Here is a 21,205-nt window from a genome sequence, read left to right on the forward strand (position 1 = left end):
GCCAACCCCTCTTAATTTCCCAAACATGGTTTCCTGTCTACTATTATGTCTCCCAGAGTTTGCGCGACGGATAAGAAATTCTTAAGATTCCCTTAAGATTTCTCTGCGAATTCCTTAAACTGGTATAATAATCCAGTTCCGTCCAAGAAGAAGCAATTTTCTATGAAAAAAACGGCTGACCAAGGCGCAGCCCCGATCAGCCGTTTCAATAATTCCAATCTAGTATTGGCGCCGCTCCACATCGTCTTGAGACAACCGGACCGAGAACACGGTCCGATCCTCATCGCTTTCCGCCGATATGACACCCCCGTGCAGGTCAACGATATGCTTGGCGATAGCGAGCCCGATGCCCGAGCCTCCGGTGTGCGCGGCCCGCGATTTCTCCACCCGGTAGAACCGGTCGAATAAATGCGGCAAATCCGATTCCGGAATAGGTTCTCCGTAATTGATTACTTCCGTAATCACTTCGTTTCCCTCAATCCGTCCCCGAATATCCAGCAACCTGCCGTCGCTGCCGTAACGGATGGCGTTCGTAATCAAATTCTCGTAAACCCGGCGGAGCTTGTCCCCGTCGGCGATCACGAACAGCGGCTGCTGGCTCATGAACAAGCGGCACTCCATTTTGTTTTCCTGCAGCTGCCATCCGAAATGGGCCGTAATCTGGTACAGCATTTCCGCCAGGTTAATCCTGCTTTTGTGCAGCTTCATTTCCTTATTTTGCAGCCGCGTGTATTCGAACAAGTCTTGAAGCAGCTGCTTCAAACGCAAAGACTCTTCATAAGCCATATTGACGTAATGGCGAAGCTCCACTTCATCGCGGTACCGGTCCTGGTCAATCAAGCCCAAATAACCGGTAATCGAAGTTAGCGGCGTCCGCAGGTCGTGCGACACATTCGTAATCAGCTCGTTTTTCGTTTGCTCGGCTCTTCGTTCTTCTTCCATAGATGTACGCAGCCGTTCAACCATCCGGTTGATGTCCGTCGCGAGTTGCCCCAACTGTCCAACATTATCCACCGGAATTTTAGCCGCAGAGCCTTCTTCGATCCGGTGAACTTCCTCGATCAACAGCTTGAGGTATTTCTGCTCGTGGCGGCGGACGCTCCTACGGTAGAAGTAAAGGGCAAACAACAGCATAATCGGCACGCCCGACAGATAATAGGCTTCAGGAAACCCGATATTGCGTCCGATCCATAAGATCACCCTATTGAAGGTGATTCCCGGATAAATCAAATAAAACAACTTTGCTAAATAAACAAGTATTAGCAAAGATAACAGCGAGGTAACTAGAGTCCAGAATATCCAAACAAGGAATCTTAAGCTAGCCTTCAATTTTGTAGCCGACCCCCCATACCGTCCGGATCAGCTTTTCCCCATCCATTTCCTTCTCCAGCTTGTCCCGCAGCCGGCTGATATGGACCGTTACGGAATTGTTGCTTTCGAAATATTTATCTTTCCAGATCAGCTCGAAAATCTCCTCCGACCCGAACACCCGGCCGGGATGACTGGCCAGCAGAAACAAAATGCCGAATTCGATCGGCGTTAACTTGACCGGCCTTCCGTCCACCATGGCGGTGTGCGTCTCCTTGTCGATTTGCAGGGAACCCAGCTTGATCAGATGATCCTGGGGCGGCTGCGGCGGCTGAACCGCATAAGAGGATCGGCGCAGCAGCGATTTCACCCGGGCGACCAGTTCCAGCGGATTAAACGGCTTAACCATGTAATCGTCGGCCCCGGTCATCAGTCCGGTGATTTTATCCATATCTCCGTCTTTGGCGCTTAACATCAGGATCGGAGTGGTGCGGGTTTCCCGGATTTTCAGGCACACCGAAATACCGTCCATGCCCGGCATCATTATATCAAGCACAACCAGATCGATCTCTTCCCGCTCCATCATCTCGAGAGCCAAAAGTCCGTTATCCGCCCGATGAACGGCAAACCCTTCATTAAGCAGATAGATTTCGATCAGCTTGGCTATTTTTTCGTCGTCGTCCACAATCAGAATTTGTTTGCTCATTGTTTTACTCATCCTTTATTTGACCTGGCTTGACTCACAATACCATCATACCATGACGCCCTATGCGGAAAAGAAACAAAAGGTTAAAAAAGGATTACGAAGTTATTAAGATTTCTCCCAGACGCAGGGAATCCTGGTTATGAAAATCGTTCCTTGACCCGGAGTCGATTGAACCGTAATGTCTCCACGATGGATATCCACGATCTTTTTGACAATGGACAGTCCCAGCCCGCTCCCTCCTACGCTTCTGTTCCGTGAACGATCCGCTTTATAAAAACGCTCGAACAGTCGCGGCACGTCGCTTTCGTCAATGCCGATACCCGTGTCCGATATCGTGATTTCCGCTTCATTCTCCCGCTTAACAAGCGAAATTACAACCTGTCCGCCCGGCGGCGTAAACTTGATGCTGTTATGCAGCAGATTTACCCACACCTGTCTCAGCAAATCCTCGGCCGCGACGATTTCCGCTTCCTGCAGGTCCAACTCGACAAAAATGTTTTTGGCGATCCACTGCGGCTCGCTGGCAAGCACCACAGCCTGCAATTGACGGTCCAATCTATAGCGGCTGGTTTCGAATTCGGCCGGATCGCTCTCAAGCGAAGACAGCTTAAGCAAGTTATCGCTCATTTGGGACAATCTCAGGCTCTCGCGCTCAATGATGTCCAAATAATGCGCACGTTTCTCCTCGGACAATCCCGGATTTCGCAGCGCTTCGGCAAATCCCTGGATTGAAGTTAGCGGAGACTGGATTTCATGCGAAACGTTGGAGATGAAATCTTGCCGCATCGTTTCCATTCTGCCCAGTTCACCCGCCATCTCATTAATGCTTTGGGCTATCTTCTCAAACTCCCGCTGATTGCTGCGATATTCCAGTTTGACCGAGAAGTCGCCCTTCGAGATCCGCCGCATAGCATCGATGATAGCCTTCAACATCGCCATTTCTTTACGGTGAAAATAAATGCTGAGGAACAGCATGCAGCATATAAACAAGATAATCCCTAAAATAAAATTAATAAGCTGGACAAGATAATCCGAGTGAGGGCTCCCCGTATAGACATAAAGCGCCTTGGTGATATATACAGCCCCCGTCCAGCAAACAGCCAAAAGCACAAAGAGGGCAATCAACTGCAAGATATGTTTCGCAATATTCCAGGTGACCTTTAAAACTTTTTTCGTCCCGGACTTCAATTTCCACCCACCTCCAACCGATACCCAAGGCCGCGGATCGTCCGGATTCTGAACCCGTATTTCTCCTCGGAAAAGCGTTCGCGCAGCCGGTTGATATGAACGTCCAACGTCCGCTCGTTGCCTTCATAATCGTAGCCCCAAATCTCCTCGATTAGTTGCTCTCGGGTCAAGGTTCTTCCCGGGTTGCTGCCCAGCCGGAACAACAACTCGAATTCTTTCAAAGGGAGCGTTAAAACTTCCTCATCGGTTTCCGCTTCAAATGTGCGGCGGTTCATACGGATACTGCCGATTGTCACGGTCTGGGAAATAATCACCTGATACCGCTTCAGCAGCGCTTTGACCCGAACGACCAACTCCGCCGGCTGAAACGGCTTGACGAGGTAGTCATCGGTGCCAAGATCGAAGCCTTTCACGATCTGCTTCGTTTCTCCTTTGGCGGTCAGCATCAGCACTGGCATTTCATACAGCCGCCGAAGCTCCCGGCACAGTTCCCAGCCATCCATGTTCGGCATCATCACATCAAGGATGACCAAGTCAGCCTTTTCTTGCTCCAGGAAGGACAGAGCTTTCACCCCGTCCTCCGCTTCGGCCGCTTCCATTCCCGCTTCCTCCAAAAAGACCCGCACAAGCTCGCGGATGTGCGGATCGTCGTCTACAATGAGTATTTTAGCCATACCTTCTCATTCCCCTGCTTCTTCTAAAAGCCCTTCGGCAATTTGCAACTGTTGGGCCGCAAACTCCCGGTACATCGCATGGTCATGCAGTAATTCTTCATGCGTTCCTCGACCGGTCACGGCCCCTTTCTCCACGAAAATGATTTGATCGGCTCCAACCACAGTCGACAACCTATGCGCTATCACTATCGTCGTCCGGCCCGCCATCAGGTTATTCAGCGCCTGCTGGACGACTTGCTCCGAGCGGCTGTCCAGGCTGGATGTCGCTTCATCAAGCATCAGGATTTTCGGATCCCGCAGTAGGGCACGGGCAATCGCGATCCGCTGCCGCTGACCGCCGGACAGCTTAACGCCCCGCTCGCCCACATCGGTGTCATATCCGTTCGGCAGCTCGTCGATAAAGCCGTCGGCGTACGCCATAGCTGCCGCTTGCCGAAGTTCGTCATCGCTCACGGTACGTTCGACCCCGTAGCACAGATTCTCCCGGATCGTACCCGCAATCATCGGACTGTCCTGGGACACATATCCGATGATAGAACGCCACGACCGTAACGAGAAGCTATCGATCGGCTCATCCCCAAGCAGTATCTGCCCCTGCTGCGGAAGATAGAACCGCTCCAGCATAGAAAACAGCGTCGTTTTCCCGCCCCCGCTAGGACCGACTACCGCCGTAACGGTTCCGGGATCCATGCGGAAGCTGACATCTTTAAGAACGGATTCATCCTCTTTGTAGCCAAAAGAAAGATTTTCGATTTTAACCGGACGATTGCCATAATCGACCTCTTTGCCGGCATCAAAAGATTCCTCTTCCGCATCCAGCGTCTCCATAATCCGCTCGGTCGCTCCCTTTGCTTTTTGCAATTGGGTAAAGAAGGTTGTCAATTGCGTCATCGGCATGACGATCTGGATCAGATACAAAATAAACGCGACCAGTTCCCCGGCTGTCAATGCGCCCGAGGACACCTGCATGCCGCCATAGCCGATGACGACGACCAACAGCATCATCATCACGACTGAAATGAGCGGACTGATCCAAGCCATCACGAGTCCTTCCCGGATGCCGAATTTCAACAAATTGGATATGCCCTTGCTTCCGGTTGCATATTCTCTTCGTTCCGCGTTCGAGGCTTTGACGAGCCGGATTTCCGAGAGCACCTGGCTAAGCGTGGCCGTAAAGGTAGCCGTTTCGTCCTGCATTCCCAGCGAAATCTTGTACATTTTTCTGCCTAACGGATACAGGACCAGCGCGGCCAGAGGAATAACAATGAACATAATCAGCGTCATTTTCCAGTTTAAATATAGAAGCACAATGACGGAACCCACAATGGAGATGATGCCGCTGAAGAAGCCGGCCACATGTTCCGAAATCAGCGTTTTAATTACGCCCGTATCGTTCGTCATCCGGCTGACGGATTCCCCCGTCCGGTTGTTGTCGAAATACGAAACCGGGAGAACCAATTGCTTCTTCCACAAACGATCCCGCAAAGCCGCCACCATATTCTGTCCGATATAATTCAGTAAAAAAATCCCGATCCCGGAAGCAAGCGTCTGACCGGCAAATGCCGCGACCAGCGAGATGATTTGCTTTCTTTCCATTGCGGCCAGCGAAAACCCGTCCACCAGATTTTTCGTAAACATCGGGATCACCAATCCGACAAGTGTAGATACCACGCTGAGCAAAATCGCCGTTACCAACAATCCCATCGACGGCTTGGTTTCGCGCATCAGGCGAAAGAAGGATCCCTTTTTTTGTTTTTCTGTAACTTCCATTATTCTTCCCCTCTCCTAATGCTCTTACTTCTGTTTAAGTTCAGGAAAAGAATACCTCAGCTATATAAACTGAGTTTAAACTGGTTTCGCTAGTCCGAGCATAATTATAAATTCTCCACCTCGACGCTGATCACATAATCGATATGCCGCACAAAGTGATAAATCTCGGTGGTATACTCTTTTTCCGAAGCGGCGATAACCATATCCACCCGCTGTCTGCCTTCTTCGAGATCCTTGATTTTCAGCCGGCGGATCCGATGCTGGTTTTTTTTCGCTCCGGGCCCCTTCTCGTCCTTTCGTTCGATAATCCGGATCAACTCCGCTACATCTCCCTGATTTCCCATCACGACCTTGATGGACACGTCGCGTTGATTCAGCTTGTAAGGCCCGATCCATTTGATCAGGTACGGTACGAAATTGACGGCCAGAATCAGCAAAATAACCGCCAGCGCGGCTTCCAGATAAAAGCCGGTGCCGATTGCGATCCCGATCCCTGAAGCGGCCCAGATCATTGCGGCGGAAGTTAGTCCGGAAATCCCTTCATTGCTTCTGCGGAGTATCGCCCCGGCCCCGAGAAAACCGATCCCGCTGACGATTTGCGCGGCAAGGCGCATCGGATCCATATTCGGATGCTCCGGTCCGGAGAATTTCTCAAACGCTTCGATCGAAACGATCGTGACCAGGCAGCTGGCAATACAAATAACCATGCTTGTCTTGATACCCAGCGGTTTTTGCTTCAACTGACGGTCAATCCCGATAAACAGACCGAATAATAATGCCATGCATAATTTAAAAATCATTTCAAGATCGACCTGTTCCATAATTTCTCTCCTTAAACATTATAGAGTGAGTATAAGTGTATTCTGCCATTTCGCGCAAATAACCCCCGAATATTTACCCGGGGGTTAGCTTAATTCAAACAGGACTTATAGTCCGGCAATACGCCGATAGGTTGCTTCATCCGATACGATGTATAACCGTGCATCCGGAGGTATGGTTTCATCCAGCTTGCGGTTGATACCCAAATCGCTGCGGTCCGCAAGCAAGGTCGCTCCCTGGTTCAGCAAGTCCTGGAAGGCGTCTTTATAGGTTTTCCAGGATTTTGAAACCGGAACCTCATAGATGTCGTCTCCGTGCTGGCGGCTGAGCAGTTGCCGAATCACATCCGGGTTCCCCTCCTGCAGTGCCGCCCGAACCGCCAATCTGGAAATGGCATCATGCGACAGGACGAATTCGTTGACCTGAACATGCCGGAAGTTCTGGATATGCTTTTCTTGCGTAATCTCCACCGTAGTACGTACATGAGGAGCCAGACGTTCGATGCTGGAAGCGATTAGCAGAGATTTACCGTCGATCAATGACGTTTCTTCGATCCGTGAATCCGCAAAAATGATTGCCGCTTTGCTCTTCATCAGATTCGCCCTGGTCAGCACATCATCTGCCGCCGGATCCCCGCTTACAAAATGAATCTGATGCAAGTGAATGAGCGGGTGCGAATTGCTTTCATCGATAATAACAATCTGGCTTTTTGGCGAGTAGCACAAAATTTCATCTACCGCCGCCTGCGCCTTTTTACTCCAATTAATGATCAAGATATGATCCTCGCCCCGAAAATTCAAGGTTCCCGCTCCTCTCTGCCTTTGAATGCTGCCCAGTGAATCGATCACTTTACCGATGACCAAGCTGAGCAGGCCGATCCCGAAAACGTATAGAAATATCGTGAACACCTTGCCCGGATCGCTTTTGGCAAAATAATCGCCATAGCCCACCGTCGCCATCGTCGTCATGACCCAGTACAGGGCGTTAAACCAATTTCCGAACGTTCCCGGTTCCAGCAGAAAGGCGACGGTCGCACTAACGACTATAAAACCGAGGATAATCAAAGTGATGGACGTTTTGCGCAGACGCATTAGTTTCGTAGTGATCCTGAGGAAAAAATGCACGGCTTTTGCCCCTTCCCCGCCTGCTTTTTAAATAATGAGACTGCTAACGGCAAATGCGGTGCCGATAAACACCAGGCACAGCAAAATACCTACGGCCACATTGCCCTGCTGTAAATGATCCGAGATTTTGAAGCCTGGCGTAACCAGTTCAAAAATCCAATACACCGCAATCAGGCATACGTAACCGACGGCAAACCACAAGATCATGAACCAGATGGACGTATTCGTATAAGCGGATACCCCCAGAATGATCGCTGTGCCGATAAATTTTCCGCCCATGGCCAGCGCGGCGGCTTTGTTGCCTTTTTTTAGTTCCTCCATATCTTTATACGGAGTCATCCAGCTGAAAATCACCATGCCAAGCAATTGAAGCCCGATAATGACAACTACGCTCACTAGAATATTAATAATTACCGTCATTTCGCCCACCCCCTAAATTTCGCAAAGGCCGAATCATAATCGGCAAAATCATGCACTTCCTCAAGTACGACGGAAGCGGTTTTCTTTTTTTCCAATTCCTTGTACCGTGCATCATCAATCGGCTGTTTGATCCGGTTACCGGTCGGGAGTTCCAGCACGGCGAAATTTCTCGTTTTTTCTTTATACTCGGTCTTGTAGACCCCAACCAAATCAACATCCGTCGTGATGGAGACTTTCAACTCGGCCATGTCTTTATCCGCCGTCGCCTTATCGGCATACGATTTGATTGTATTCCAGGCTGATAAACGGACTTCGTTCTTCTGATTTTCATCCGTAGTCAGTTCGGCATCCATAAACTGCAAAATCCAGATTTTGTCCCCTGTCCCGTAATTGCCGTCGTTCGGCAGCAGCTCATTGTCCGGCAACACCGTCATATCGCTGCCGATCAAGTCCCCGACGGTCGCCTCCTGAATCCGGTAATCCCATGGCACCCGTACGGAATTAAGGGTGGTTTCAGTGCCGGAATCCGTATGGAACACGCTGCTCTGTCCGCCGCAAGCGCTCAGCACCAGCAAGGACAACGCGGTCAAGGTTAGCCAAAACATACGTTTCATTCGCATTTATTTCACTCCCATCGCAATAAAATGACTGGCATTGCCGGTAATCGGACCGCCCGCTCTGCCAAGCAGGCCGCAAGGAATCCCGTTGATCACAAACATACCGGTCAAAAGATGCAGTTCTCCTTCTGCCGTATCAATCTTCGCAAGCTCAGCCCGCTTCTGATATACCGAAGGGAAAAGCACGCTGCTATCGAATCCTTCCTCATCTTCAAGTTCCAGTTGCCCTTCGGCGTCAAATAGCCGCACCGAACCGCCCTCACGTCCAAACATCGACTTGGACACGAAGCTTCCCGAAAAAACCGGCTTGTTATAAGTCGGCAGCACGTAGGCCGAAATGGCTTCCTTTTCCTGCTCATCGAACAGCAAACCAAGTTCGTGAAGGCCCCACACGGCCGCCAATAAGCCTTTCGATTGCAGCAAAAGGCTGTGCGGCGGATTGAACAAGGTCAACCGGCCGGTCTCAATCGCGAACGCCATCGCTTCACCGGCATCGTCTACGGCCATCCATTCTTTTGGATACAGGGCAAACATCCGTTCAATGACTTCCCCGTTCTTATTCTTTAAATAGCCTTCGTCAAACCATAGCTCCAGGCAATCCTCGCAGGTCATTTCGCGGCCGCTATGGCGGACAAGCGCATCGATCGTTCCGGAATCTTCAAGATGCTGACCGTAAGCAACGCAAGCTGCCGTATCCGGCTGCTCCACCGCCCAAGCCGCCGCGACGAGATCCTTCATCACCGCATTAGGCGATGCCAGACCGGCCTGTTCCAGTACCCAGGGCGTAGCGATCGAAGACTCTACATAACCGGTCGGAGTGTCCGCGTTCAATTCGAGAAGCTTGATGCTGCCGTCGTTCGATATCGCAAAATCAAATCTCGCATATCGGCTGATCAGCCCTTGTTCCGCCAGAGGCGTTTCATCCAGCAATGTCCACAACACCGGCGGTATTCCGAGCAGCTCGTAAAGATCCGGCTTTCGGTGAATATAGCGGACCGTTTTGTCCAGGATGCTCCATAGCATCCGGGAGGCATGCTCCAACTCCTTATATTTGGATGACTCCATTAATACGATCTGGTCGATCCAGTAAGCTTCATCCTCCAGATCCGCCCAGGTAAAGCCCAACTCATAGAGCTGTTGCACTCGGGATGCCCGATCAGGATCCGGTACACCAACAACTTCGAATACATGGGTCATCCGCCGAAAAATCCTTTGCTTGAACTGGATTTAGAGCTGGACGAACCCGAAACGGAACTCTTCGTGCTCGATTTACTGCTGGACGACGTTGAACCTAAGCCGCTGGATTTCCCGCCGATGCCCCCCGGACTGGATGACGTGGAACGTCTAACGATCGAGCCCTTCGTCGAAGTCGAAGTTTTCGGAGGTACCACCGAACCCGCAACTTGCTTGTTCTGGAAAGATCCGCTGGAATAGGTGCGCGGCTTATAAGGGGTACTCGTTCCCGTATAGTAACCGCCATGATTTTTGTGCCAGCTGCTTGAAGAATAATTGGATCCGCTGTTGAACAGCAGATGATACAGCAGCATGTCATCCCAACCGAAGCCTGTTCCGTAGCCTCCGTAGTTGTTAACAACGGTCGTCCCGCCCGATGCGGCTCCCGTTTCCCCCGTGCCTTCGGTTTGCTGCCCTTCTTCTTCCGTGATCGGCAAAGGGAGATTCCAATCGACATTTTTATCAAAATACTGTTTCACTTCATCATTAGACCATGATACTAGTTTAGGTTCATCTCCGGAGGCCGCATTACTGCCCGAAGCCGTAGCCGCTCCTCCCGGAATCAGAAACGCGTTGGCCAGAAGGGCTATGCCCAACGAGGTCGACAATACCTTCAGCGGCTTTCCATCCGGCGTAAAAAGTTTCGAACCGCCCGCTTCTTTTACCTTATTTTCTTCCATTGTCAAAACGATTTCCTCCTTTCGGAGCTTTACTCATTCCGTACCGGAACGAGCAGGAGCTCCAGTATTCCCTCATCCACATTCAAACGGCCTTCCACCGCTTCGAATTCGCGGCCGCCAACGACGATGTAGTTCGCGTGCTCTAGCGCCGTGATCATCGCCGGATTCCACTTCCGCTCGTCAATCTGACTGATATTGCCGTCCGGCGTTTTCTCAAACATCTTGACGTTCATGCTGTTCTCCACTCTGACACCCCATCCTTTCGAAATAAACGACTATTTAATGATACGATGTTTTAACACGATAGTTTCATATCCGGCCGAAATCGTCGTACCCAACATTATGGAAATCGCTTTTTGATGGCCGACCGCCCTTTGCGTCGTTGTTCAACCGTGCAACAAGCCGGGAATACCAACGAAAAAGCAAGCGTCGCCATGACCATCAACTCTCCCGCCATCATGATCGTCATGAGGACAAACACAAGGTAGCAGATCGGTGAGAAGAGAATCAGTCCTGGCATCGCGAAGAGAGCCGAAGACCAACCGGTGCTTCCCTCCCGGACAAACACCGACACATTCAAACCGACCAGACTAAAGATCAGCGGCCACACAAACAAATAACTGCCTCCCGGCAGGTAAAAGCAAGTTCCGGCACTTAGCAGGAGCCAGAGCAGCATCGTGCCTGACCAGATATTTTCCGCCCGGATGTAGCGTGAACCCCAGCGAACCAGCAGATAAACGATGCCGAGTGTAACCGCCAGAAATCCGATAAACCAGTACAGGCTAATCTGCGGGTCTAGCCCGATCACGCGTAACTGCTCTCTACTGACAGAGTTTTGCACCAGATTCCACGCTAGCTTAGACATCCCGTACACAGCTCCCAAAAGCAAAACCAATAACACAAAGCCGGCGGCCATGCCTTTCAAGGTTATTCGCCGTGCATACAAGCCGTGCCCTATCGTTAATACGAACAACAAGATCGCAACGCCCAATAGCCAACCTGCCCAGGACTGAGGATAATGGACCATATTCCAGCCGAATACGTTGAAATAGATCTCATCTTCCTGCTTGACCTGCGTCAAATCCAAATTGCCAAAATGACGGGTTAGGCTGAGCATATACTCGCCGTGATGCTGAAGGCTGGACTCGTCCAGATTTTCCGGGGTATCGATCTCGTCATGATAAGCATTAACTCCCATCCCGAAGGCAAAATTCAGCCCGGCCAGTCCTCCCGCTTTAAACTCCGTCAAATCCGTATCATTTGGCATTAGCTTATAGACGTTATAAATTAAAGAATAACCTATAGGATACGGTGCTGCCTTCGTAAATTCCTGAATCAGCCATCCATTCAAGTCGCTCGTTTCGAACATAAACGAAGGTCCGCGATTTCCTCTAGCTTCAAAATTCAATACCAGCCCGGGCTCCTTGGCCCACGGGTGGCTGTTCATGAATGCCCTGGCTCCGGCAAGCCCCAATTCCTCGCCGTCCGTCATCAGCAAGATCAGATCGTTCTTCATGGTTCCCGAAGCCTGCAAAGCATGTACCGTTTCAAGCATGGCTGCGATTGCCGCACCGTCATCGGCCGCTCCCGGCCCATCCGGCACCGAATCATAATGCGCCGCGATCATAACCGGCTTGCTGTTGTCACTCCCGGGGATTCGCGTCACGATATTCTCTACAAACACGTTTTGTCCATTGTACAACATGACTTTACTTTCATGTACTTCCGGCAACAAGCCGAGGAGCTTCAATTCCGACAGTAAGTAATCCCTTACGCGATCATGAGCTGCAGATCCTAATGGGTGGGGTTCCCGGGCAATGTTCTCCAGGTACTTCATCGCACGGGACGAAGAAAACTCTTCAGGCGAAACATTCGAATCGGCCGGCTTTGGCGCAGATATTTGCAGTAAACCGGTAAGTATGGCCCCGGCAATGCACAGAATTATTAATGTCCTGCGTATCCATTTCACCGGTCCGCCCGCTGTCGCTTGCCGCGTCTTGATCACTGACGCAGGTAAGTTGTTCAAGGTATCCCTCCTTCGTAATCGATAACGGAATCCAGATGGAAAAATATTCTTTTCTCATCATAGACAACAACGCGGTAGATGCCAAGGACTTTCTACATATGATGCAATTCATTCATTACCGGATACACGATCACTGCAACCGTCAAAATTAACCGAAAGATTCCTTCGGAAAACGATCCCGTGTCAATAGCCAGAAATTTCGGAAGAAGCCGGATTTTGACTTTCCACGGCCAGAACAAGGCTACGCCCTGATCATTAAACATATCGATTAAGGTATGCGAGGCATAGGCGAGTATTGCGGTCCAGTAAAATAATTCCGGTAAAGCCGACAGCAGGCTGGCCAGCGCCAGAATAAAGATGAGCGAGTGCGTCAAGGTCCTGTGTTTGACCTTCAGCAAGTGCAAACCCCACGATATCGGTAATAGAATCTTTGCCATAGTCGACCCTTTCTTGTCGATATCGGCAAGAGGGCCAGCCACGCACCCGATCAAGAGGGCTACTCCTCCCTCCCAAGTCAATAGGGGCTGATGGAAATAAGACAGTACGCATTCGGCCGTCAACAAACCGGCCAGGCTGTGAGTTTTCTGAAGCATATGTAATCCTCCAAGTTTCTTCATGATGTCTCAGGTCATTATAGCAAACAAAAGTCTTCTGGCTTCCCGATATTAATCAAACCAATCTCTCAATATATTCATAGATTCACCCAATGAACACGAACGTTTGTTTGTATTATATGCTAATTGATGTTTGAAAATCAATGTATTTCCATCCTCAAAAAACAGTGGCAGTACAGACTCGTGCTTCGGGTCTGCTGCCACTGTCTTAACTTATTCTTTCTTAAAATAACGAACGTTGAAATGCTATAAAGCATAGTATGAATTACTTATATAAAGGAGGAATCGCTGATTATGAGTCTTCAGCATGGAAGTTATCAACAGAACGTGCTTTATCAGGCGGACAAACACCTAGTCCAAAACTTAAAGGACGCAAGAAATCATGTACATCATATTTGTAGTCTGCATAAAAACAAGGTCGTGAAAATTGAAACATTAGACGGCCAAACGTTCGTGGGTAGAATAATTAATTGCAATAAGGGCTTGCTGTATTTGGCAGTACGCAACCCCCATCACGGAACGCAACGGGCGTTTTTTGGTAATCCTTACTACAACGATGATGAGCTTATTCTGACTCTCGTGCTTTACGAATTGCTCGTTATTACCTTGTTATCCACGTAACTTGCATTATTGAGTCTTCCTTGCGTTGTTGATTTCAGTTAATGTGATCGGATCACATCATTAGAACGTTCTGAGAACAATGACCAACAGAATGTAAAGAACCAAGATCGTTGCAGTAGAAGTGAATCCACCAAAAGCTCCTTTGCAATCGCCCATTTATTTCCCCTCCTTGAATGTAATCAGTTTACACAACCATACTATGTAACTGAACCTATCCCTGTATGGACTATAACCTAAATGACATTAAATAAAAAAAATGGGCTATTCTGCAGGTGATGACCTCTCACCTTGTCAGAATAGCCCATTGACTCTAATTGCCTGCGAAATCTAATTAGAACTTGGCAGCCAGGTCCGCAGCGCGTTTCACGCCGTCCTGTACGATGGCTTCAGCGCGGTCCGGGAATTGGTTATGCCCTTCAACAACCACGGTTTCGGGATTGGTAATTCCCCAGAATGCCAGCGAAGTAGCCATGTATTTCATAGACATTTCTACGTCCGCCATCGGAGCTTCGGAATAAACGCCGCCGCGAGCTTGCAGCAAGGCGACTTTTTTGTCCCCAACCAGACCAACCGGTCCTTCAGCCGTATATTTGAATGTTTTGCCTGCTTGGTTCAAATAGAACATATAAGTCAGCAATTGAGCCGGAATCGTGAAGTTCCAGAGCGGGAATGCGAATACGACTTTATCGGCGCCAAGGAACTGATCCAGGTACGTATTTGCCAAATCGGCGGCTTTTTGTTCTTCCGGTGTTACCGGAATACCTTTACCCAGTTTGAACAAGCCATTCAGCATATCGTTATCATAATACGGAAGATCCGCTTCGAACAGGTTCAACTCGGTGATCATGTCTTCCGGATGAGTTTCTCTGTATGTTTTCAAGAAGCTTTCATACAGCTTGACGGTAGCCGATTGGTCTACCGGACGGTTGTTGGCTTTAACAAATAATACGTGTGACATGGTGTGATTTCCCTCCCGTTATCTATAACACTAACTATTTTTCTTGTACTTTATAATTTATAGTACAGTAAGGGTCATCCACCTGTCAAATGCAGAATTTTGCTAACTCATAAACTAAACCACGGAGTTCGAGGAGGCAAGCGCCTGGCGGCTGCGCTCTGCGGCACCCACCATATTTTTCAATGCCGCAACGGTTTCCTCCTGGCCTCTGGTCTTTAGCCCGCAATCCGGGTTGATCCAGAACAGTTCCGGATCCAGCACTTGAAGCGCCCGCCGGATCATGGACACCATTTCCTCCTCGGAAGGCACACGGGGACTGTGAATATCATAGACTCCCAGCCCAATGCCAAGCGGATAGGTGTGATCCTCAAAGCTCTGAATGAGCTCGCCGTGGCTGCGTGACGTCTCGATGGATATCACGTCCGCATCCAGCGCCTGGATCGAGCCCAGCATATCATGGAACTCGCAATAGCACATGTGGGTATGAATTTGCGTCGTTTCTAGAACGGTGGATGTCGATATTTTGAAAGCTTTTACGGCCCAATCCAGATAACGATCCCGATCTTTCGGCTTCAGCGGAAACCCTTCCCGTAGCGCCGGCTCGTCCACCTGGATCATGGTAATGCCTGCCTTTTCAAGCGCCTCCACTTCATGGCGAAGCGCCAAGGCGATTTGATAAGCCACGGTCTCCCGGGATACGTCGCTGCGGACGAAAGACCAGTTCAAAATCGTAACCGGACCCGTAAGCATCCCCTTGACAGGTTTGGAACTTAACGACTGGGCATACGCCGTCTCCTTAACGGTCATAGGCTGGTCGAATTCCACGTCGCCGTAAATAAGCGGCGGCTTCACGCAGCGCGTGCCGTACGATTGAACCCAGCCCCCCCTCGTAAAGGCAAATCCAGGGAGCTTTTCGCCGAAAAACTCCACCATATCGGTCCGTTCGAATTCTCCATGGACCAGGACATCCAGGCCGATCTCTTCCTGAATCGTGATCCACTTCTCAATTTCCGTCCGGATAAACTCGTCATACCGCTCTGCCGACCACTCTCCTTTGCGCCATTTCTGTCTGGCTGCACGAACCTCAGCGGTTTGAGGGAAGCTCCCTATGGTCGTCGTCGGCAGTAGCGGCAAATTCCATTTGGCTTGCTGCTTCAAACGGCGCCGGACAAACTCGCTGCTGCGTTCCGATGGCTGCTGGGAGATCGTAAGAACCGCATCCTGAACCTGTTTACGGCTACGCGAAGCATCCGTGGACAAAAGCTTCAAAGCATCGCTGTTTGCAGCAAACAAGGCCGGAGTCGATCCTGTCTTTGCCGCCTGGCATAAAGCCGAAATCTCCTCCAGTTTTTCTTCCGCGAAAGCGAGCGCTTCATGCAATACAGGAGGCAATCCCGTTTCTGCTTTGGCGGATACCGGCACATGAAGCAAGCTGCAAGACGGCTGGATGATAAGATCCGCAGAGGATGAAGTTAATGTCCCGATTTCATTCAACAATTGCCGGGTCTCCGGAAGGTCGGTACGCCAAATGTTGCGCCCGTCGACCACACCAGCCGCCAACGTTTTGTCTGCAGGAAATCCAAATTGACGAAGCGCCTGTAAATTCCCCTCTTTTCCATGCACAAAATCAAGACCGATTCCTTTCACCGGCAAAGCAACGATTTGCTCATACTTTTCTACGGCATCGAAATAAGTTTGCAGCAAGATTGATAACCCCGGGACTTCACGAGAGATGGTTTCATATATCTCTTGAACCAGCTTTAAGTCCTCTTCCGATACCGAGGTGACCAGTGCCGGTTCATCCACCTGCACCCAGGCTGCACCTTCGTCCTGTAATTCGCGCAAAACCTGCACATATAATGGCAGCAGTTTATGGCCCCACTCCTGAAGACGGTTTGAAGCGCCTTTGGACAGTTTAAGGAAAGTATACAACCCCAACAGTACCGGCTTGCCTTCGATCCCCAACTCCGACTTGGCTTCCCGGTAGTAAGACAGCGGAATATTCACCGTCAGTTCCGGCTCTCTTCCCTCAAGTTCGGGTACGATATAATGATAGTTCGTGTTGAACCATTTCGTCATTTCGCTGGCTGCAGCGGTTTTGTTGCCTCTGGCAATAGCAAAGTATGTAGCGAGCGGCACCGGCCCGCCATGGTATTCAAATCGTTCCGGAACAAGCCCGAACATCACGGCCGTATCCAAGACTTGATCGTAGTAGGTGAAGTCTCCGACCGGTATCAAGTCGATCCCTTTTTCCTTCTGCAATTTCCAGTGATTGCGGCGGATTTCGCCAAGCCGGTCGTGCAGGTCCTCCTCACCGATCTTTCCGCTCCAAAAAGCCTCGATCGCCTTTTTCCATTCCCGCTCTCTACCGATCCTAGGATAGCCCGAATTGCCGCTCAATATCTTGTTCAAATCTCATTCCTCCCCTTCTTTTCCTTACCGGTTGGTTGATTGATTGACACAAATAACGAATGAATAAAGCTGCACAAAAAAGGCCTTCTCTAGTCAATGCTAAAGAAGACCTTCGTATACAGATGCGATGGCTCGATCTTTAACACCTCCCTATCTCCCGTAGGTACAGCAGTGTTGCTAGAACAGGCAGGTCTCCTGGCTCCAGAATCATCGCCGGATACAGCCTTCCCGGTGTCCTGGACACCAGTGGCATGATACGCATCACGACTTCTCTGTTACAGTGGCGGGACCGCGCCGGCATTGCACCGGACTTCCCTTTTAAGCTCCAGCCGCGGCTGGAACACCTATTCCCACAATATTCAGTTATGAATATGCACTAAATACTACCGATTGTTGTGACATAATTCAACAGTAATCTTATCGGATTCGGATTAATTCAAACGAAATTATCCGCTACCGCCTTATGAAGCATGCCGATGCAGCGGTCGAGGTCCGTTTTAATTTGTTTCTTGTATAGTGCTGCTTTCTCCGCACCGTCATCAGTAAAGTGGTATAAGACGATTTCCTGAAAATCCACACTCGGATCGTTTCCTTTCAACTGCTTGGTCCGGTACAAAACACCTTCCTGCACCAACTCATGGAGAGCGCGATAAATCTCGCTTTGCGGTGGCACATAGCCGAACGGTTTGAATTCTTCCTTCAACTCTTCCAGTATTTGATATCCGTATCCTCTGCGATGCTCCACTTTAGTAATCAGATACAATTTGATATACGCCCTTTGGGCAATCATGAATGCCATTCGCTCACCTCACCCCCGTTCCTTTAAATATACCCAATATATGAAATATTCACAACAGTTGGATTAATTGTCTTTTTATACATGGATGATAGGTTTCTAGAAAAGGAGATATGATGGATTATATTCGGAGTAACTGGAACGGGGATTTGAATTTCTATTGTGAATTTTTCATATATTGAAATAATAGCAATAAGAGATGTTACGAATTTCCGACACGTCCGAAAATGTGCTTTCCGTCACAAGGGGGGGTCCGAATTCATCTTAATCTTAAGTTATTGAAATTGTATTTTCTTCAAGGAGGTTCGCCCCTATGAAAATTGCGAAATCGGCCTTTTTCATCCTATCCTGCCTCATCGTAATTTCGGTGGTCTGGCTTGCTCCTCCCCCGGCTCAAGTCAGCGAATCCGAACCGGAACAGGAGGTTCAAAAAGTCAATCAGCACCCGGTAGAACCGGTTATCCATCGCGATGGCGACACCGTTCATATAGAAATGACCGCCCAGGTAACGGATGTGGAAATTTCGGAAGGCGTTTTTTATAACGCCTGGACCTTTAACGGAACGGTTCCCGGTCCAGTGCTCCGGGTTAAGGAGGGGGATACGCTGAGCTTTACGCTGAAAAATATGGATCCCGACATGCCGCATTCGATGGATTTCCATGCGGTTCACGCCGCGCCAAGCAAAAAGTTCGTAGACGTTATGCCGGACGAACAAGGAACCTTTACTTATCCCGCCGATACCCCCGGTATTTTTATGTATCATTGCGGCACAAGCCCTGTCCTGCTGCATGTGGCAAACGGCATGTACGGAACGATCATCGTGGAACCGAAAACCGGCTATCCGACGGATGCCGAGATCGACCGGGAATTTACGATCGTGCAAAGCGAGTGGTATCGGGAGCATGATGAGGACGCTTTTATGAATGAAGAACCGGAGTATGTCGTTTTTAACGGGGATGACTTTACGCTGAAAAACCACCCGCTTCTCGCCAAAGTAGGAGACAACATCCGGCTATATGTCAGTAATGTGGGGCCAAACGAAGTATCATCTTTCCATGTTGTAGGAACGACGATGGACAGGGTCTACATTGACGGCAATCCGAAAAACATCATGTATGGGTTACAGACCGTTATGCTTCCGGCAGGAGGATCGGCTGTCGTTGAATTTACGGTGACGGAGGAAGGCGATTACCCAATTCTTACGCATCAGCTAAAGCATGCCTCAAAAGGAGCAACGGCCATATTGCGGGTTACGAAAGACGGCAAAGACACGCATGAGCCCACGATGACCCATTAGTAAAACCGCAAAATGAATCGAGACGAAGGGATTTTGAAACCTGCAACAAAGCCTGTGACAGAAATCACAATCCGTCAATACAGCCATTTTATAATGAGATAGAGGTGATTCAAATGAATCGAGACGAAGCAAAAATCGTGGAACTGGACGTCAGAGACCAGCTGCGCAAAAAGCTGGAACCGTTCCAGCTAATCATGGATACCGTTAAAACACTGGAAGCAGACGATATTTTCGTCCTGCATGCCACGTTTAAGCCTACACCGTTGCTTGGTTTTTTGAAAATGCGGGGTTATGCGGGTAAATCTCAGCAGGAGGATAAGGAACACTGGATTACGACGTTCGTAAACAAAAAGAACAAGCATTGGCTTGACGAGCAGCCAACCACCGGGAAGGAAGATGCCAAGCCGGCATCAACTTCTTCGGATCAGGCCCTTTCCGCCGAAGCTGATCATCAAACGAAGGTGATCGAACTGGATAACCGCGGCCTGGAGCCGCCGCAGCCGATGATGCGCACGCTTGCCGCTCTTGATCGCAGCCGCCCGGGAGATCGGGTCCTGATCCACAATGACAGGGTCCCTGTATTTCTTATTGAGGAACTGAACAGTATGGGTTGCCCGTTCACCGTTGAAGAACAACCGGACGGATCGGCAAAAGTAACGATCACCAAAGCTTAAAGTATAAGGAGGGTTAAGCCATGTCATCCATGTCACGTCTCCCCTTCCTGTTTATCATCACTGGAATTTTCGGCTTCGTGCTGTTTCACGTGACGTCGGTGATGTCGCTGACCGGTTGGATCGGGGAAGGGATTCGCGGCCCGACCGGCTGGTTTCACGTCCATCTGTTCGTGCTCGGCTGGGCAACCATGTTCGCCATGGGAGCCGTTTATCAGTTGATCAACGTCATTTTGCAATCGAATATTTACAGCGAACGGCTTGGTTACATCCATTATTTCCTTTTTACCATCGGCCTCTTCGGCCTTCTGTTCGGCTTTATTCAAGGGGAAATATCCTGGATCGCCGGTTTTGCCACCCTGGCCTTCGCCGGAATTATCGTCTTTGCCTGGAACATGGCCGTGACTTTAATCCGGGCAGCCAAATGGAATTCAATTACGATCAGTACGGGTTGCGCCGTGCTCTACCTTTTACTGACGGGATTGTTCGGCATGGCCATGGGCCTGGATTTCGCCACTGGCTGGTTCGGCGAATTCCACGAGAATCTGTTCGGCGCGCATATCTGGCTCGGGACGCTCGGCTGGTTTGGCCTGCTAATCACCGGTTTCAGTTATAAACTGTTCCCGATGTTCTTCCTGTCCCATGACTATAAGACCCGGTTGCAATACGTCACTCTGGCATTATGGAATGCCGGCGTGCTGCTGGGGACCATCTCTTTCCTGTTTGGTCTAAACCACAGAGTGTTGTGGATCTCCCTCTTGATCATTGTGATTGCCTTGGTTACGTACAATATTCACTTGCTGCAAATCCGCAAAAAGCGTCATAAACGCAATCCCGGAACCGGGATTAGCTGGTCGCTTTACGGGAATCAAGTCTTTGCGGTCTTTGCCGTCGCTCTCCTGCTGAAGCTCGCAGGGTCACCGGATCAGTTGCTGAATACGAAGACTCTCTTGATGGTAGGCTGGGTTTATCTGAGCGGCTGGGTTTCTTTCATGATTCTGTGCTATTCGTCCAAAATCGTTCCTTTTTTGTGGTGGACCCACAAATATGGCAAACAGGTCGGCAAGCCCGGCACACCCGTGATGGCCGATTTATTGAACGAAAAGAAAGCGAGCCTTGGCCTGACGCTGATCGCCGTCGCCATTCTGGCCGTCTTGGCAGGAATCGCGTTTGATTCCCAGATCGTCATCGCCATATCCGGCGTTGCATTTTCACTGGTTTCCCTTGCTTATATTTCACTTATTGCACTCGTATTTTCCCGATAAATGGAG

Annotated in this window: 22 protein-coding genes and 1 riboswitch; of the genes, 4 read left to right on the plus strand and 18 right to left on the minus strand. The window is 49.8% G+C overall.

All coding sequences use genetic code 11. The features are described from left to right. Positions 1-219: 219 nt before the first annotated feature. The 14 genes from ACLB09_RS07135 to ACLB09_RS07200 form a co-directional block, all read right to left on the minus strand. On the minus strand, positions 220-1,200 hold the full coding sequence (locus tag ACLB09_RS07135; RefSeq protein ID WP_410769113.1) for a sensor histidine kinase: 981 nt from the start codon (positions 1,198-1,200) through the stop codon (positions 220-222). A gap of 118 nt (positions 1,201-1,318) precedes the next feature. Then, positions 1,319-2,014, minus strand: coding sequence for a response regulator transcription factor (locus ACLB09_RS07140; RefSeq protein ID WP_410769114.1), 696 nt, complete (start codon positions 2,012-2,014; stop codon positions 1,319-1,321). 105 nt (positions 2,015-2,119) lie between these two features. Then, positions 2,120-3,202, minus strand: a complete 1,083-nt coding sequence (locus ACLB09_RS07145; protein WP_410769115.1) for a HAMP domain-containing sensor histidine kinase — start codon at positions 3,200-3,202, stop codon at positions 2,120-2,122. After that, positions 3,199-3,876, minus strand: coding sequence for a response regulator transcription factor (locus ACLB09_RS07150; RefSeq protein ID WP_410769116.1), 678 nt, complete (start codon positions 3,874-3,876; stop codon positions 3,199-3,201). Before ACLB09_RS07150 ends, ACLB09_RS07145 begins: the two co-directional genes overlap by 4 nt. A gap of 6 nt (positions 3,877-3,882) precedes the next feature. After that, on the minus strand, positions 3,883-5,646 hold the full coding sequence (locus tag ACLB09_RS07155) for an ABC transporter ATP-binding protein (RefSeq protein ID WP_410769117.1): 1,764 nt from the start codon (positions 5,644-5,646) through the stop codon (positions 3,883-3,885). 104 nt (positions 5,647-5,750) lie between these two features. Next, positions 5,751-6,467, minus strand: a complete 717-nt coding sequence (locus tag ACLB09_RS07160; protein ID WP_410769118.1) for an MgtC/SapB family protein — start codon at positions 6,465-6,467, stop codon at positions 5,751-5,753. 105 nt (positions 6,468-6,572) lie between these two features. Continuing rightward, positions 6,573-7,589, minus strand: coding sequence for a potassium channel family protein (locus ACLB09_RS07165; RefSeq protein ID WP_410769119.1), 1,017 nt, complete (start codon positions 7,587-7,589; stop codon positions 6,573-6,575). Positions 7,590-7,616: 27 nt separating this feature from the next. After that, the gene (locus ACLB09_RS07170) at positions 7,617-8,009 is read right to left on the minus strand and encodes a DUF350 domain-containing protein (RefSeq protein WP_410769120.1); all 393 of its coding nucleotides are present in this window, start codon (positions 8,007-8,009) and stop codon (positions 7,617-7,619) included. Further along, the gene (locus tag ACLB09_RS07175) at positions 8,006-8,629 is read right to left on the minus strand and encodes a signal peptide protein (protein ID WP_410769121.1); all 624 of its coding nucleotides are present in this window, start codon (positions 8,627-8,629) and stop codon (positions 8,006-8,008) included. Before ACLB09_RS07175 ends, ACLB09_RS07170 begins: the two co-directional genes overlap by 4 nt. After that, the gene (locus ACLB09_RS07180; protein WP_410769122.1) at positions 8,630-9,823 is read right to left on the minus strand and encodes a glutathionylspermidine synthase family protein; all 1,194 of its coding nucleotides are present in this window, start codon (positions 9,821-9,823) and stop codon (positions 8,630-8,632) included. Continuing rightward, the gene (locus tag ACLB09_RS07185; RefSeq protein WP_410770049.1) at positions 9,820-10,539 is read right to left on the minus strand and encodes a hypothetical protein; all 720 of its coding nucleotides are present in this window, start codon (positions 10,537-10,539) and stop codon (positions 9,820-9,822) included. Before ACLB09_RS07185 ends, ACLB09_RS07180 begins: the two co-directional genes overlap by 4 nt. Positions 10,540-10,568: 29 nt before the next feature. After that, positions 10,569-10,784, minus strand: coding sequence for a hypothetical protein (locus ACLB09_RS07190; protein ID WP_410769123.1), 216 nt, complete (start codon positions 10,782-10,784; stop codon positions 10,569-10,571). Positions 10,785-10,879: 95 nt separating this feature from the next. Continuing rightward, complete coding sequence (locus ACLB09_RS07195; protein ID WP_410769124.1) at positions 10,880-12,565, minus strand: M20/M25/M40 family metallo-hydrolase; 1,686 nt, start codon at positions 12,563-12,565, stop codon at positions 10,880-10,882. 92 nt (positions 12,566-12,657) lie between these two features. Beyond that, positions 12,658-13,158, minus strand: coding sequence for a metal-dependent hydrolase (locus ACLB09_RS07200; protein WP_410769125.1), 501 nt, complete (start codon positions 13,156-13,158; stop codon positions 12,658-12,660). 315 nt (positions 13,159-13,473) lie between these two features. Here ACLB09_RS07200 and ACLB09_RS07205 point away from each other — a divergent pair, with 315 nt between their 5' ends. After that, the gene (locus ACLB09_RS07205; RefSeq protein WP_410769126.1) at positions 13,474-13,800 is read left to right on the plus strand and encodes a hypothetical protein; all 327 of its coding nucleotides are present in this window, start codon (positions 13,474-13,476) and stop codon (positions 13,798-13,800) included. Between the two features lie 60 nt (positions 13,801-13,860). Here the strand turns inward: ACLB09_RS07205 and ACLB09_RS07210 are convergent, their stop codons facing one another. The 4 genes from ACLB09_RS07210 to ACLB09_RS07225 all read right to left on the minus strand — a co-directional run bounded on the left by ACLB09_RS07210 (position 13,861) and on the right by ACLB09_RS07225 (position 17,969). Further along, positions 13,861-13,956: a YjcZ family sporulation protein gene (locus tag ACLB09_RS07210; protein WP_410769127.1), complete on the minus strand. Its 96-nt coding sequence runs from the start codon at positions 13,954-13,956 to the stop codon at positions 13,861-13,863. A 175-nt stretch (positions 13,957-14,131) separates the two neighbouring features. Then, entirely contained in the window at positions 14,132-14,758 is a 627-nt protein-coding gene (locus ACLB09_RS07215) for an FMN-dependent NADH-azoreductase (protein WP_410769128.1), read from the minus strand. A gap of 114 nt (positions 14,759-14,872) precedes the next feature. Beyond that, positions 14,873-17,170, minus strand: coding sequence for a 5-methyltetrahydropteroyltriglutamate--homocysteine S-methyltransferase (gene metE, locus ACLB09_RS07220; RefSeq protein WP_410769129.1), 2,298 nt, complete (start codon positions 17,168-17,170; stop codon positions 14,873-14,875). A gap of 168 nt (positions 17,171-17,338) precedes the next feature. Beyond that, positions 17,339-17,533, minus strand: a riboswitch (cobalamin riboswitch). A gap of 73 nt (positions 17,534-17,606) precedes the next feature. After that, positions 17,607-17,969: a helix-turn-helix transcriptional regulator gene (locus tag ACLB09_RS07225; protein WP_410769130.1), complete on the minus strand. Its 363-nt coding sequence runs from the start codon at positions 17,967-17,969 to the stop codon at positions 17,607-17,609. A 310-nt stretch (positions 17,970-18,279) separates the two neighbouring features. Between ACLB09_RS07225 and ACLB09_RS07230 the strand changes: the two genes are divergently transcribed. The 3 genes from ACLB09_RS07230 (at position 18,280) to ACLB09_RS07240 (ending at position 21,199) form a co-directional block, all read left to right on the plus strand. Continuing rightward, a complete protein-coding gene (locus tag ACLB09_RS07230; protein ID WP_410769131.1) occupies positions 18,280-19,263 on the plus strand; it encodes a multicopper oxidase domain-containing protein in 984 nt (327 codons plus the stop codon). A 113-nt stretch (positions 19,264-19,376) separates the two neighbouring features. Then, a complete protein-coding gene (locus tag ACLB09_RS07235) occupies positions 19,377-19,937 on the plus strand; it encodes a DUF2249 domain-containing protein (protein ID WP_410769132.1) in 561 nt (186 codons plus the stop codon). A 20-nt stretch (positions 19,938-19,957) separates the two neighbouring features. Beyond that, positions 19,958-21,199 carry a hypothetical protein gene (locus tag ACLB09_RS07240; protein ID WP_410769133.1) on the plus strand — a complete coding sequence of 414 codons (1,242 nt, stop codon included), beginning with the start codon at positions 19,958-19,960 and terminating at the stop codon, positions 21,197-21,199. Positions 21,200-21,205 lie beyond the last annotated feature (6 nt).

The organism is Fontibacillus forbon (assembly GCF_046559655.1).
Classification (GTDB): Bacteria; Bacillota; Bacilli; order Paenibacillales; family Paenibacillaceae; genus Fontibacillus.

Bases quoted from the DNA above. Each gene is read 5' to 3' on its own strand.
- ACLB09_RS07140 (WP_410769114.1), bottom strand. From the start codon at position 2,014: ATGAGCAAACAAATTCTGATTGTGGACGACGACGAAAAAATAGCCAAG.
- ACLB09_RS07150 (WP_410769116.1), bottom strand. From the start codon at position 3,876: ATGGCTAAAATACTCATTGTAGACGACGATCCGCACATCCGCGAGCTT.
- ACLB09_RS07155 (WP_410769117.1), bottom strand. From the start codon at position 5,646: ATGGAAGTTACAGAAAAACAAAAAAAGGGATCCTTCTTTCGCCTGATG.
- ACLB09_RS07160 (WP_410769118.1), bottom strand. From the start codon at position 6,467: ATGGAACAGGTCGATCTTGAAATGATTTTTAAATTATGCATGGCATTA.
- ACLB09_RS07170 (WP_410769120.1), bottom strand. From the start codon at position 8,009: ATGACGGTAATTATTAATATTCTAGTGAGCGTAGTTGTCATTATCGGG.
- ACLB09_RS07175 (WP_410769121.1), bottom strand. From the start codon at position 8,629: ATGCGAATGAAACGTATGTTTTGGCTAACCTTGACCGCGTTGTCCTTG.
- ACLB09_RS07180 (WP_410769122.1), bottom strand. From the start codon at position 9,823: ATGACCCATGTATTCGAAGTTGTTGGTGTACCGGATCCTGATCGGGCA.
- ACLB09_RS07185 (WP_410770049.1), bottom strand. From the start codon at position 10,539: ATGGAAGAAAATAAGGTAAAAGAAGCGGGCGGTTCGAAACTTTTTACG.
- ACLB09_RS07200 (WP_410769125.1), bottom strand. From the start codon at position 13,158: ATGCTTCAGAAAACTCACAGCCTGGCCGGTTTGTTGACGGCCGAATGC.
- ACLB09_RS07205 (WP_410769126.1), top strand. From the start codon at position 13,474: ATGAGTCTTCAGCATGGAAGTTATCAACAGAACGTGCTTTATCAGGCG.
- ACLB09_RS07210 (WP_410769127.1), bottom strand. From the start codon at position 13,956: ATGGGCGATTGCAAAGGAGCTTTTGGTGGATTCACTTCTACTGCAACG.
- ACLB09_RS07215 (WP_410769128.1), bottom strand. From the start codon at position 14,758: ATGTCACACGTATTATTTGTTAAAGCCAACAACCGTCCGGTAGACCAA.
- ACLB09_RS07225 (WP_410769130.1), bottom strand. From the start codon at position 17,969: ATGGCATTCATGATTGCCCAAAGGGCGTATATCAAATTGTATCTGATT.
- ACLB09_RS07230 (WP_410769131.1), top strand. From the start codon at position 18,280: ATGAAAATTGCGAAATCGGCCTTTTTCATCCTATCCTGCCTCATCGTA.
- ACLB09_RS07235 (WP_410769132.1), top strand. From the start codon at position 19,377: ATGAATCGAGACGAAGCAAAAATCGTGGAACTGGACGTCAGAGACCAG.
- ACLB09_RS07240 (WP_410769133.1), top strand. From the start codon at position 19,958: ATGTCATCCATGTCACGTCTCCCCTTCCTGTTTATCATCACTGGAATT.